General features: G+C 64.3%; 13 protein-coding genes, 1 pseudogene and 1 riboswitch. Of the genes and pseudogenes, 7 read left to right on the top strand and 7 right to left on the bottom strand.

Annotated features, from left to right (window positions below):
- Positions 1 to 71: 71 nt before the first annotated feature.
- Positions 72 to 233, bottom strand: a pseudogene (locus B0G83_RS19945) (YjbQ family protein); the annotation flags it as partial.
- 6 nt (positions 234 to 239) lie between these two features.
- Entirely contained in the window at positions 240 to 560 is a 321-nt protein-coding gene (locus B0G83_RS19940; protein ID WP_105509115.1) for a thioredoxin family protein, read from the bottom strand.
- A gap of 240 nt (positions 561 to 800) precedes the next feature.
- On the opposite strand from B0G83_RS19940, the gene B0G83_RS19935 reads away from it, so the two are divergent.
- From B0G83_RS19935 to B0G83_RS19920, 4 genes are all read left to right on the top strand, one after another.
- Complete coding sequence (locus tag B0G83_RS19935; RefSeq protein ID WP_105509114.1) at positions 801 to 1,097, top strand: DUF2628 domain-containing protein; 297 nt, start codon at positions 801 to 803, stop codon at positions 1,095 to 1,097.
- Between the two features lie 152 nt (positions 1,098 to 1,249).
- Positions 1,250 to 2,590, top strand: coding sequence for a sugar efflux transporter (locus B0G83_RS19930; protein WP_105509113.1), 1,341 nt, complete (start codon positions 1,250 to 1,252; stop codon positions 2,588 to 2,590).
- Positions 2,591 to 2,808: 218 nt separating this feature from the next.
- Complete coding sequence (gnd, locus tag B0G83_RS19925) at positions 2,809 to 3,846, top strand: phosphogluconate dehydrogenase (NAD(+)-dependent, decarboxylating) (RefSeq protein WP_105509112.1); 1,038 nt, start codon at positions 2,809 to 2,811, stop codon at positions 3,844 to 3,846.
- 16 nt (positions 3,847 to 3,862) lie between these two features.
- On the top strand, positions 3,863 to 4,555 hold the full coding sequence (locus B0G83_RS19920; RefSeq protein WP_105509111.1) for an HAD family hydrolase: 693 nt from the start codon (positions 3,863 to 3,865) through the stop codon (positions 4,553 to 4,555).
- 3 nt (positions 4,556 to 4,558) lie between these two features.
- Here B0G83_RS19920 and B0G83_RS19915 read toward each other — a convergent pair whose 3' ends face one another.
- Together B0G83_RS19915 and B0G83_RS39205 are read right to left on the bottom strand one after the other, a co-directional pair.
- Positions 4,559 to 5,098, bottom strand: a complete 540-nt coding sequence (locus tag B0G83_RS19915) for an ankyrin repeat domain-containing protein (RefSeq protein ID WP_105509110.1) — start codon at positions 5,096 to 5,098, stop codon at positions 4,559 to 4,561.
- A gap of 96 nt (positions 5,099 to 5,194) precedes the next feature.
- A complete protein-coding gene (locus B0G83_RS39205; RefSeq protein ID WP_258167994.1) occupies positions 5,195 to 5,320 on the bottom strand; it encodes a hypothetical protein in 126 nt (41 codons plus the stop codon).
- Positions 5,321 to 5,752: 432 nt separating this feature from the next.
- On the opposite strand from B0G83_RS39205, the gene B0G83_RS19910 reads away from it, so the two are divergent.
- Positions 5,753 to 8,146 carry a phosphoketolase gene (locus B0G83_RS19910; protein ID WP_105509109.1) on the top strand — a complete coding sequence of 798 codons (2,394 nt, stop codon included), beginning with the start codon at positions 5,753 to 5,755 and terminating at the stop codon, positions 8,144 to 8,146.
- A gap of 12 nt (positions 8,147 to 8,158) precedes the next feature.
- Entirely contained in the window at positions 8,159 to 9,316 is a 1,158-nt protein-coding gene (locus B0G83_RS19905) for an acetate/propionate family kinase (RefSeq protein ID WP_105509108.1), read from the top strand.
- Between the two features lie 14 nt (positions 9,317 to 9,330).
- Here B0G83_RS19905 and B0G83_RS19900 read toward each other — a convergent pair whose 3' ends face one another.
- Together B0G83_RS19900 and B0G83_RS19895 are read right to left on the bottom strand one after the other, a co-directional pair.
- Positions 9,331 to 9,591, bottom strand: a complete 261-nt coding sequence (locus tag B0G83_RS19900) for a BON domain-containing protein (RefSeq protein WP_105509107.1) — start codon at positions 9,589 to 9,591, stop codon at positions 9,331 to 9,333.
- Between the two features lie 148 nt (positions 9,592 to 9,739).
- Positions 9,740 to 10,951, bottom strand: a complete 1,212-nt coding sequence (locus tag B0G83_RS19895) for a D-amino acid dehydrogenase (RefSeq protein ID WP_105509106.1) — start codon at positions 10,949 to 10,951, stop codon at positions 9,740 to 9,742.
- Between the two features lie 181 nt (positions 10,952 to 11,132).
- A riboswitch (glycine riboswitch) is annotated at positions 11,133 to 11,227 on the bottom strand.
- 176 nt (positions 11,228 to 11,403) lie between these two features.
- Here B0G83_RS19895 and B0G83_RS19890 point away from each other — a divergent pair.
- The gene (locus tag B0G83_RS19890) at positions 11,404 to 12,036 is read left to right on the top strand and encodes a LysE family translocator (RefSeq protein WP_105509253.1); all 633 of its coding nucleotides are present in this window, start codon (positions 11,404 to 11,406) and stop codon (positions 12,034 to 12,036) included.
- Between the two features lie 99 nt (positions 12,037 to 12,135).
- Here B0G83_RS19890 and B0G83_RS19885 read toward each other — a convergent pair whose 3' ends face one another.
- Positions 12,136 to 12,690 (bottom strand): GNAT family N-acetyltransferase, encoded by a 555-nt coding sequence (locus B0G83_RS19885; protein ID WP_105509105.1) that lies wholly within the window; start codon positions 12,688 to 12,690, stop codon positions 12,136 to 12,138.
- Between the last annotated feature and the right edge of the window lie 5 nt (positions 12,691 to 12,695).

Raw genomic sequence — 12,695 nt, 5'->3', positions numbered from 1 at the left:
TGCTCCCTTTTGATCCGGGTTGCGGGTGGAATTCTGCAAAAAACCTGCGATGACTCCGGTGATTCACCTGCTCATTCACCGATCAGATGCAACACGACGTCACGAAGCGGCGCGTGGTGGCGATGCTCGAACAGATACAAACCTTGCCACGTGCCGAGCACCCTCTGCCCATGTGCGACCGGCACGGACAACTGCACGTGTGTGAGCGCCGTGCGCAGATGCGCCCGCATGTCGGCGGCTCAAAGCGACGTGAAGGCGGGCGCGAGATCCGCCGCGCCGGTGGGCCGGACCACGCGCGCGACCTCAATGCCGTCGCGCAGAAAAATCAGCGTGGGCCAGAGCTTGACCTTGAACGAGCGGCCGAGCAGCCGGCCGGGACCGTCTTCGATTTTCAGGTGGCGGATGTCCGCATGCGGTTCGAACGCCTTCGCGATCGACGCCTGCGCGCCCTGGCAATAGCCGCACCAGTCGGTGCCGAATTCGACGACGGTGGCGCCGGGCAGGGCGTCGAGTTCGGTGCGCGAAGGGGCGTGGGTTGAGTAGGCGGTCGGGGTGGCCATGCATGCTCCGGTGCGGTTCGATCTGTGCCGGCAGGCCTTTCGCGGAGTGCGCGAGCCTGCGCGTGAATTCGGTAAGAGTAGCAGCTATGCTTCCAATCGTCAGTGAGCCACGCCTCGACGAAGCGCCACACGGTGCGGGCGGCCGATCCGTGCGCGCGCATTTTCATCCGCCTGTCGGCGTGGCGTGTTAAACATCGTCACCCGCCGTCGAGTGACGGGGTATCGCATCGAGGAAAGAACATGGGGGCAAGGATCTATCTGCATTATCCCGGCAACGAGGAGACCGTCGCCGTGCCGACCGGTTTCAGTTGGGGGGCATGCCTGCTGGGTTTCATGTGGGCGCTGTCGAAGAAGATGTGGTTTGCCGCGTTCGTGATGCTGGCGGTCAGCGTGATTCTGTTCTGCTCGGGGCTGTGGGGCGAAACGGCCGACTGGATCGGTACCGTGCTGGGGGTGGTGTTCAGCATCGGTTGCGGGGTGTATGGCAATCAGTGGCATCGCTGGACGCTGGAAAAGCGCGGGTATGTCGTGCTGTGAGAGGCAAAGATTGCCGTAAGCGGATTTGGGATGCGACCGGCGCGGGTTTACGCGCCCGCAAGCCAGGTTGATAATGCCCCGGTTGTCCCGGCCTGGCAGTCCTCGGCGCGCGTTGCGTTTCGCGGGCTCCTCCTCCTGACCCACCGCCACCCGTGTTGAAAACCTCACGTTTTTTCGACCTGCTGCGCATTCCCGGCTTCAAGCCGCTCGCCGCCGCGACCCTCATGCTCGGCGTCGCGATGTCGTTCACCGCTCCTTACCTGTCCTTGTTCGGCGTCGAACGCGCCGGCATGACGCCGTTCCGGCTCGGCGTCTTCATGACGCTGATCGCCGCCAGCGGTGTGCTCGCCAGCACCCTCGCGGGCCGTTGGAGCGATGCGAGCGGACGGCATCGACCCTTGCTGCTCGCGGCGCTAATCGCGGCCGCGCTCGGCTTTCTGTGCTTATGCGTGGTGCGCGATTACCGCTTGCTGCTGGTGGTCGGCATCGTCTTTATCGGTGCGGGCGGCTCGGCGATTTCCATGGTCTTCTCGTTCAGCCGCGCGGCGTTGCCGGTCGACGACCCGGCCGAGCGCGTGTTCGCCAGCGCGACGTTGCGGACCATTCTGTCGGCGGCGTGGGTGTTCGGGCCGTCGGTGGGCGCGCTGGTGCTTGCCGCCAGCAGTTTCTACGGCCTGTTCCTGTTCGCCGCCGCCAGTTTCGCGACCTGCGCGGCGATCGTCTGGCGCATGCGCGAGCCGCAAGGCCATCTGGGCGATCACACGGTGGAAGACACCGCGTCGGAACCCTCGGCGTCGATCACCGTGCCGCCGCTCACCGCGCCGGGCGAAGATGCGCACGAGGACTTGCCCGGCGTGGCATCGGCGAACGACATCGGCCGCGCGGTGGCGGCGCTGACGCTGCTGGGGCTCGCCGCGAACGCGACGATGATCGTGCTGCCGCTGTACATCGTGCATGGTCTGAACGGCACGCATCTGGACGTGTCCGTGATGCTCGGCCTCGGCGCGTTGACCGAAATTCCGATGATGCTCGCGCTCGGCGCGAAGTCTTCCTCGTTGCACAAGCCGAACTGGCTGGCGGCGTGCGCGGCGGTGCACGCGGTGTACTTCGTCGCCATGTCGATGGCCGGCACCGTGCATATGCTGATCCCCATGCAGATCCTCAACGCGTTCGTGGTCGCCGTGACCTCGTGCCTCGGCATGACCTATGTGCAGGATCTGATGCCGCACGCACCGGGCCGCGCCACCGCCTTATTTTTCAACGCGGCGCGGGTCGGGTCGATTCTATCGGGCGTGTTGTCGGGCTTGCTGGTGCAGGCGTTCAGCTATCGCGGCACGTTCCTGTTTTGCGGCTTGCTGGCGTTGTGCGCGCTGGTGCTGTTCGCCGTGCCGGGCGATCGCTATCCGCTCATGTGGCGCGCCGTGAAGCGCTTCACGCGTGCGCAATACGTGAAGTTGCAGGCACGCGGCGCCCAACGGCGTGACAAAGTGTGAGCGCAACGTTCTACAGCCACGCTCGGGAGCCGCTTGTAAGACGACCGTCAGCCGAATCGAAACCCACGTGGCCCGTACGCGAGCCAATTCCATTCACGCGGAACTTTACGCCGTGCAAAACCTCTGCAAAGAGGCGTATCGTCTTTTGACGCGCGCGGTGATGCACAGCAAAACGAGCCAGGTCGAGCAACGCAACGACGCACTTTCCGGAGCGAGATATGCAGCTAGGCATGATTGGATTGGGACGCATGGGCGCCGACATGGTGCGACGCCTCACTAAAGGCGGTCAGCACTGCATTGCCTACGACGTGCAGGCGGCGGCGGTCGATAAACTCAAACAGGACGGCGTGGCGGGGGCGAGTTCGCTCGAGGATCTCGTCGCGCAACTGGATAAACCGCGCGCCGTCTGGCTGATGGTGCCGGCCGCCGTGGTCGACGCCACGCTCGACAAACTCGTGCCGCTGCTGGAGCCGGGCGACATCGTGATCGACGGCGGCAACTCGTATTACCACGACGACATTCGTCGCGGCAACGAACTGGGCGCGCGCAAGCTGCATTACGTGGACGTCGGCACGAGCGGCGGCGTGGCGGGCCGCGAACGCGGCTACTGTCTGATGATAGGCGGCGAGCCGGAGGTGGTGAAACACCTCGAACCGATTTTCGCCGCGCTCGCGCCCGGCGCGGGCGCGGCCACCCCCACGCCGGGCCGCACGGCGAGCGCCAGCACCGCGGACCAGGGCTTCCTGCATTGCGGGCCGCAGGGTGCGGGGCATTTCGTCAAGATGGTTCACAACGGCATCGAGTACGGGATCATGGCCGCGTACGCCGAGGGGCTGAATATCCTGCATCATGCCGACGCCGGCAAACACGCGCGTGAGGTCGACGCGGAAACCACGCCGCTGCGCCGTCCCGAGTTGTATCAATACGATCTGAATCTGGCCGAGGTCACCGAGGTCTGGCGTCGCGGCAGCGTGATCGGCTCGTGGCTGCTCGACCTGATCGCGGGCTCGCTGGTCAGCGACGCCGAATTGAAACACTACGCGGGCCGCGTATCGGATTCGGGCGAAGGGCGCTGGACGGTCGCGGCCGCCATCGACGAAGGCGTGCCCACGCCGGTGCTGAGCGCGGCGCTGTTCGCGCGCTTCAGTTCGCGTGGCGAGGCGGACTTCTCGAACCGGGTGTTGTCTGCCATGCGCAACGACTTCGGCGGCCATGTGGAGAAAGCCGCCACGCCGCCCGACGGGCAGAAGAGTTAATCAAAACGGAGCCGCCATGTCAGCCACCCCCGCCACGCCGCACGAGGTCGTGTTTCTGTTCGACTGCGACAATACCTTGCTGGACAACGATCACGTGCTGGCCGATTTGCGCGCGCACATGATCAAGTCGTTCGGTGCGGAAAACAGCGCACGCTATTGGGAGATTTTCGAACAGCTGCGCTCGGAACTGGGCTACGCCGACTACCTTGGCGCGTTGCAGCGCTACCGGCTGGAACATCCGCGCGACACGCGCCTGCTGCTGATGGCGTCGTTCCTGATCGAGTATCCGTTCGCGAACCGGCTCTATCCCGGCGCGCTGGATGCGCTGCGGCATGTCGCGCAACGCGGGCCGACGGTGATTCTCTCGGATGGCGACGTGGTGTTCCAGCCGCGCAAGATTGCCCGTTCGGGTCTATGGGACGAGGTGGAAGGGCGCGTGCTGATCTACATTCACAAGGAGCAGATGCTCGACCAGGTGATGGAGTGCTACCCGGCGCGTCACTATGTGATGGTCGACGACAAGCTGCGCATTCTGACCGCCATGAAGAAGGCGTGGGGCGACAGGTTGACCACGGTGTTTCCGCGCCAGGGCCACTACGCGTTCGATCCGAAGGAAATCTCCAGCAATCCGCCGGCGGACGTGAGCGTCGAGCGCATCGGCGAGCTGGCGGAGATCGATCTGGATACGCTGGTGGGCGGGAAAAGCTGAGACTCAGGCGCCGCCGAGTTCTTTCAGGCGGGCCTGCGCGTCGCCGGCGCCCATGCGGCCCGCCGCATCCATTGCGCTCACGCCGTTCGCGTCGCGCGCGCTGGGGTTGGCGCCGTGCGCAATCAGCAGTTCCATGATCGCCGTGCGGTTGAACATCGCGGCCACCATCAGCGCCGTGCGGCCGTCGGGTGACGCGCCTTCCACGTCCGCACCATGCGCGAGCAGCGTCTCGATCACTGCGTCGAAACCCTTGAACGCCGCGCCCGCGATCGGCGTCTGGCCGTTGTCGTTGCGCAGGTTCGGATCGGCGCCGCGCTCGAGCAGCGTGCGTACTGCATCCGCGTGACCGTGGTAGCTCGCCAGCATCACGAGACTGTCGCCCTTGTCGTTGCGCAGATTCGGCGGCACGCCTTTTTCGATAACAGCAGCCAGCATCGTGGCGTCGCCACGCCGTGCGAGATCGAAAACCTGCTGCGCGAGTTCGACCAACTCAGGATCGATCTTCGACGGGTCGGCCGGGGAGGGTTCAGTGTGATCGGTCAATGGAATCTCCTTGCAATGAGCCTTGGGCGCCGTGGTGGCGCCGCGCGAACGCCCAGCATACACAGTCCGCGCGGATTCCGTGCCCGCGGTAGCGCGTCAGGTCACGCCAAACAGCTTGACCAGCAACCCGAACACGCCGATCAATACAGCGACGCCCGCGAACAGCAGCACGATCGAAAGAACGAGAATCAGAGGCGCCTTGAAGCGGCTGGGTGTCGACATGATGGCCGTTGAGAATGAGGGATGAGAGGGCCGGCGTGCCGGCTGATTCAGAAAGACGGATGAGCCGCGCCGATCCGCATCGAGCGTAAACGGGTTCACTTAAGTTGGGCTTAATCTCCGCTCGACGCGCGTCTGAAGTCTAGCGCAGCCGCGCGGTCTGCTGCGGCACACAGCACCAAACCCGATCCAGATCAAACGCTTTCAGGATTTGCGTCGAACCATGCCACGCATGGCCTGTCACAACCCCTTACTATCATCGACGAAGCTTTCACTCAGCCTGGATGTACGCGGCCGCGCTTTTACGCTTGCGGTGTGTCACCCGCATGACAAGGCTGGTCGGCCGCTGCTGTTTTTCCGCATCGCGCGGCACCGTCGAACCCACACCGCAGCACCCGCTAACCTGCCTGACAGTCCTTTTCGAGGAGTGACGCCATGGCCGAAGCAACCTCACGTGCAACCCCGCCGACTATTCTGGACCCCGACACGCTGCGCAGAATGGACCGCTACTGGCGAGCCTGCAATTACCTGTCGGCCGGCATGATCTACCTGCGCGACAACCCGCTGTTGCGCGAGCCGCTCAAACCCGAGCACATCAAGAACCGCCTGCTCGGCCATTGGGGCTCCGATCCGGGGCAAAGCTTCCTGCTGGTGCATCTGAACCGTCTGATCCGCAAGCTCGATCTGAATCTGATCTACATTGCGGGCCCAGGTCACGGCGCGCCGGCCACGCTCGCCCATTGCTACCTCGAAGGTCACTACTCGGAAATCTATCCGGACCGCAGCGAGGACGAAGCCGGCATGCGGCGTTTTTTTAGGCAGTTCTCGTTTCCCGGCGGCATCGGTTCGCACTGCACGCCCGAAACGCCGGGCTCGATTCACGAAGGCGGCGAACTCGGCTATAGCCTGTCGCATGGCTACGGCGCGGCGTTCGACAATCCCGAACTGATCGTCGCCGTGATGGTCGGCGACGGCGAAGCGGAGACCGGCCCGCTCGCCACCTCGTGGCATTCGAACAAATTCCTCAACCCGATCCGCGACGGCGCGGTGCTGCCGGTGTTGCATCTGAACGGCTACAAGATCGCCAACCCGACCATCCTCGCGCGGATTCCGCGTGAAGAACTCGAGGCGCTGCTGACCGGCTATGGCCACAAGCCGTATTTCGTCGAAGGCGACGACCCCGACACGATGCATCAGCAGATGGCCGCCACGCTCGAACAATGCATCGGTGAAATCCGCGCGATCCAGCAGCATGCGCGCGAACGCAACGACGCCACGCGACCGCGCTGGCCGATGATCGTGCTGCGTTCGCCGAAGGGCTGGACCGGCCCCAAAGAAGTGGGCGGCCACAAAGTGGAAGGCTCGTGGCGCGCGCACCAGGTACCGGTGCTTGATCCCGTCACGAATGGCAAGAGCCTGAAGCTGGTCGAACACTGGTTGCGCAGCTACGAACCCGAGTCGCTGTTCGACGAAGCAGGGCGTCTCGTCGAAGAACTGCGCGAACTCGCACCCGAAGGCGCGCGCCGCATCAGCGCCAATCCGCACGCGAACGGCGGGTTGCTGTGCAAGACACTCGACCTGCCGCCGTTTCGCGACTACGCGGTTACGGTCAAGAAACCGGCCGGCTCGTACACGTCGCCCACCGAAGTGCTCGGCACGTTCCTGCGCGACGTGATGCGCAACAACATGACGAACTTCCGCGTGTTCGGTCCCGACGAGACCGCCAGCAACAAGCTGACGGCGATCTACGAGGCGTCCGAAAAGACTTGGCTCGCGCAGACCGAAGCGAGCGATGCCGACGGCGGCGAACTCGCCCCCGACGGCCGCGTGATGGAAATGCTGAGCGAGCACACGCTCGAAGGCTGGTTCGAAGGTTACGTGCTGACCGGCCGTCACGGCCTGTTCGCGACCTACGAAGCGTTCGTCCACGTGATCGATTCGATGTTCAACCAGCACGCCAAGTGGCTGGAAAAAGCCAAGCGCGATCTCGGCTGGCGGCAGCCGGTGCCGTCGATCAATCTGCTGATCACGTCGCTGGTCTGGCGTCAGGATCACAACGGCTTCACGCATCAGGACCCGGGTTTTCTCGACGTCGTCACGAATAAAAGCCCGGATGTGGTGCGTATTTATCTGCCGCCCGACGCAAACTGCCTACTGAGCGTCGCCGATCACTGCCTGCGTTCGCGCGATTACGTCAACGTGATCGTCGCCGACAAGCAGCCGCATCTGCAGTACCTCGACATGGACGCCGCCGTCACGCATTGCACCAAGGGCATCGGCATCTGGGACTGGGCGTCGACCGATCAGGGCGTCGAGCCCGACGTGGTGATCGCCTGCGCGGGCGACATCGCGACCATGGAGGCGCTCGCCGCGGTGGAGATTCTGAAGGCGCGTTTCGCCGATCTGAAGATCCGCTTCGTCAACGTGGTCGATCTGTTCCGTCTGATGCCCGAGCACGCGCATCCGCACGGGTTGTCGAGCCGCGATTTCGATTCGCTGTTCACCACCAGCAAGCCGGTGATTTTCAATTTCCATTCGTACGCGTCGCTGGTGCACAAGCTGACGTATAACCGCACCAATCACGACAATCTGCACGTGCACGGCTATCACGAGAAGGGCAACATCAACACGCCGCTCGAACTGGCGATCATCAACCAGGTGGACCGTTTTTCGCTGGCCATCGACGTGATCGATCGCGTGCCGTCGCTACGCGGCGTCGGCGATCATGCGAAGGAATGGCTGCGCGGGCAGATCATCGAGCATCTTGCTTATGCGCATGCCGAAGGCATCGACAAGGAAGAGATCCGCAACTGGACGTGGAAAGGCTAGGCGAGGCAGGCTATGGAAACACAAAAGCGCGCCCCGGCGCCGGCGATTCTGGTGCTGAACAGCGGCTCGTCGTCCCTGAAGTTCGGGCTGTTCACGTACGCGGGCGGCGACGAAGCGTTGTTGCTCGCCGGCAGCGCGGAAGGCATCGGGCGCAGCGACGGCAGCCTGCGGATCAACACGCCCGACGGCGGCGTGCTGGTGCAACAGGAGCGCGTGCTCGAGTCGCAGACCGACGCGTTGCGCAAGCTCGCCGAAGTGCTTGCGCAGCAGGGTTACGGGCGGCCTGCGGCGGTCGGGCATCGGGTGGTGCATGGCGGGCCGCATTTGCGCAGGCATCAGCGGCTCACGCCCGAAGTGCGTCAACGTCTGCAGGACGCCGTGCATTTCGCGCCGCTGCATATTCCGCCCGCGCTCGCGTTGATCGACGAGGCCGCGCGGATTTTCGGCGACGCGCCGCATTTCGCCTGCTTCGATACCGCGTTTCATGCCACGCTGCCGCCGCGCGCGGCGCAACTCGCGCTGCCGCGGCGGTATCTGAAAGCGGGGGTGATCCGCTACGGCTTTCATGGGCTGTCTTATGAGTCGCTGGTAACTCAGCTCGGTGCGGCGCTGCCGTCGCGCGCGGTGTTCGCGCACCTCGGCAATGGTTCGAGCCTGTGCGCGTTGCGCGACGGCCAATCGGTCGATACGTCGATGGGATTGACGCCCACCGGTGGTGTGCCGATGGGCACGCGCAGCGGCGATCTCGATCCCGGTGTGCTCCTGTATCTGATGCGGGTCGAGAAGCTCGACGCCGCCGCGTTGGAGACGCTCCTGAATCGGCACAGCGGCCTCGCCGGTTATACGGACGGCGAAAGCGACATGCAGGCGCTGGAAAAACTGGCCGCATCGGGCGATGCGAATGCGGCGTTGGCGCTCGATGCGTTCGCCACGGCGGTACGCAAGACCATCGGCGCGTATGCGGCGTTGCTGGGCGGGATCGATCTGCTGGTGTTCACCGGAGGGATCGGCGAACACAGCGCGGGGATTCGCAAGCGCGTGTGCGACGGCCTCGCGTTCATGGGACTGGTGGAAGGCGATCCGGCGGGCAAGGTGCGGGCGATTCATACCGAGGAAGAGAAGCAGATCGCGCGGCATTGTCGGACGCTATTGAGCGCCGACATGAACTGAGACCTTTAGGCTTTTTATTTAGCCTTGATGGTCGTGCGATCCAATACGCCGGTGACGCCGAACAGGCGCGTGACGTCTTCGAGCGCGGCGGTGCGTTGCTGATCGCGTTGCAGTTCGCCATGCAGCGTGATGCGGCCAGCGGCGACGTTGACCTTGACGGCGTGCTCGGGAACGGCGGTGTCCCAGGCGAGACGGCGGGTGGCTTCGGCGGCGATCTGGGCGTCGGTGAGGCGCGCGGCAGTGCCGCCGTGTTTCGTGGACCGGCTGTGCGGCATGAGTTCTCCACGGAATGAGCTGGGATGAGAGAACACTAGCAGATGTGACGGATTTTGCATTCGGCCACGGCTGCCGTGATCTCCGTTCCCAGCGTTCGCGCCTGCCGTATCGAACCCTTCAGCAGCAGGCGCGCGCGACCACCCGAGGCTACTGGATCGCCCCCGCCACCGCCTGCGCCGTCGCCGCCGACAACGTCCACCCCAGATGCCCGTGCCCCGTGTTGTAGAACACGCCTTGCCGCTTGCCGCGTCCGACCTTGGGCAGCATGCTCGGCAACATCGGCCGCAAGCCCGCCCACGGAATCACGCGCGACGTCGACACTTCAGGAAAGTAACGCCGTGTCCAGTCCACCAGCGGCGCAATCCGGTCCGAGCGGATATCGCGGTTGAAACCGTTGATCTCCGCCGTGCCCGCCACGCGGAATCGATCCGCGCCGAGCCGGCTCGTGACGATCTTCGCGCTGTCGTCGAGCAGGCTCACCCACGGCGCGCGCTGCTGACTGATCTCGTCGTCGAGACAGACGGTGATCGAATAACCTTTCACGGGATAGATGTTGACGTGATCCCCAAGCATCGCCGCGAAATCGCGACTCTTCACGCCGGCGCAGACGACGATCCGCTCGAACGCAAAGCGTTGCGACTCGCCTTCCAGATTGACCGTCAGCGAAAACTTCGAGTCCGCCGGCTGCTCGATCGCCGTGATCCCGGCATCGTAGTGAAACTCGACGCCATGCCGCACGCAGGCATCCGCGAGACCGCGCGTGAACTTGTGGATGTCGCCAGTCGAATCGGACGGCGTGAAAAACCCGCCGAAGAAATCGCCTTGCAGCGTGGGCTCGATCCGCCGCAGCTCGCTTGCCGACACCGGATTGCGGTCGAGACCGCCTTCGCGTAGCAACGCATTCACCTTGTCCGCCGCGGCGAATTCCTTTTGCGTCTTGTAGATATGCAGAATGCCGCGCCGTTCGAGATCGAACTCGATACCTTCGCTACGCGCCGTGGAAAACAGATGTTCGCGCGCGGCAATCGCGAGCCGCACGGTCTCGATCGTGTTACTCCGATAGTACGGGATCTGCCGCAGGAACTCGCCCATCCACGAGTATTTGTGCCACGTGGGCAGGGGATTGAGCAGCAGCGGGGCGTCGCGCGTGAGCATCCAGCGTAGCCCCTTCAGCACGGTGGCCGTGCTGTTCCAGACTTCGGCGTTGCTGGCCGATAACTGGCCGCCGTTGGCGAACGAGGTCTCCATCGCCGCATAGCGATGACGCTCGAAAACCGTGACGTGGTGGCCGCGTTGCGCGAGGGCGTGAGCCGTCGTGACGCCGGTAATGCCGGCGCCGATAATGGCGATTCGTGACATGACAAAGTCCAGATAAGTTGAGCATCACCGGTGTCGATTTCGTGTCGAAACCGGCGTCGATGCCCCATCTGTCCCTGTACCTGAGAGTTTCTTCCCGCGCCATCCGGCCCAATGCGAGCCGGCGTGGGGAATCCCCTTCGGTGGACGCGCGCGAGTGTGAGCGGCGTCGCTCTCCAGATGTTCCCGCTGCGCGGTCCTTTTGCCTGAGAGTTTCCGGGGCGGTTGCTCCGTCGGCGTCGTCATTGACCGCATGACAATCTCTCCCGCGCTGCATTGCAGAACGGCACGACGATACCGGGCAAAAATAATCGCCGCAAGTGTTTCGTACGTTGCGCTGCAGCGCACGTGCCGTGCTGTCCTGTACATGGGCCGCGATTGTGTATCGGGTCGGCGGCGCGGCGATCGGCTATAGTCGGCGGCACATTCCCCCATTCGTCGCAGAGGAGAACGCCGTGCCCGCCTTCACAACGCTGCTTGCCTTCGCTCTGGTTTCACTCGGCATGGTGCTCACGCCGGGACCGAACATGATCTATCTGATCTCGCGATCGCTCTGTCAGGGCAAGCGCGCCGGCCTCGTGTCGCTCGGCGGCGTGGCGCTCGGTTTCGTGTTCTATATGTTCTGCGCGGCGTTCGGCATTACCGCGCTATTGCTCACGGTGCCCTTCGCGTACGACGCATTGCGCTTCGGTGGCGCGCTGTATCTGCTGTATCTCGCGTGGCAGGCGGTCAAACCCGGCGGCCGTTCGCCGTTCCAGGTGCGCGATCTGCCGCACGACAGCCGCCGCAAGCTGTTCTCCATGGGTCTCGTCACCAACCTCGCGAACCCGAAGATCGCGGTGATGTATCTGTCGCTGCTGCCGCAATTCATTTCGCCGGGACATGGCAGCGTGCTGTTGCAGTCGCTGGCCCTGGGCTGCGTGCAGATCGTCATCAGCGTGACGGTGAATGCGATTATCGCGTGCATGGCGGGTTCGATCGCCGGGTTTCTCGCGGGGCGCCCTGCGTGGCTGATGCTGCAGCGCTGGCTGATGGGCACGGTGCTCGCCGGCCTCGCGGTGCGTATCGCGCTCGATTCGCGTCGGTAAAGCGCGGCTACCCCGTGAGCGGAAAGCTTTGCGCTGGTCGCCTTGAACGCAGAGCACATTGAAAGCCGCACGACAAACACCGAGCGTCCGCCGCGCGGATCACGCCGCCACTTGCGCGTCCGCCGCTTCGAGCGACTTGTACATGAACGTGGCCCCTTCCAGACAGGCGCCATCGGGACACTGCGCGTAGCCCGGGATCACGCCGACAGCCCGATAGCCCAACGCGGTATAAAGCGGCTCGGCGTGATCGCCGGTGCGCGTGTCGAGCGTGAGCAGGCTGCGCTGCAAACGCCGCGCGTGCCGCTCCAACTCCGTCATCAACGCACGCGCAATGCCCCGGCGGCGCCACGCCGGATGAATCAGCAGCTTGCGCACATCGGCGCGATGCCGCTGGTTCGGCATCGTGTCGTAATCCAGTTGCACGGTGCCGGCAATCGCGTCGTTCTCACGCGCAACGAGCAGAACCAACCTGCCGCTACGCAGCGTCGGCAACACCTTGCCGCGCCAGAACGCTTCGCTCTCGTCGACGCCGTACGGCAGCACGAAACCGACGCTCGCGCCGTCATGCACACACGCATGCAGCAGCGCGCCGAGCTCCGGCAGATGGCGTTCGAGATCGTCGGCCGAAAAGGCGGTGATGGTGATGGCATTCATAGCGG

Origin of the sequence: Paraburkholderia sp. BL21I4N1 (assembly GCF_002973525.1) — a bacterium.
Classification (GTDB): Bacteria; Pseudomonadota; Gammaproteobacteria; order Burkholderiales; family Burkholderiaceae; genus Paraburkholderia.
Note: the sequence above shows the minus strand (reverse complement) of the source record. Positions and strands in the feature narration are given on the sequence as shown.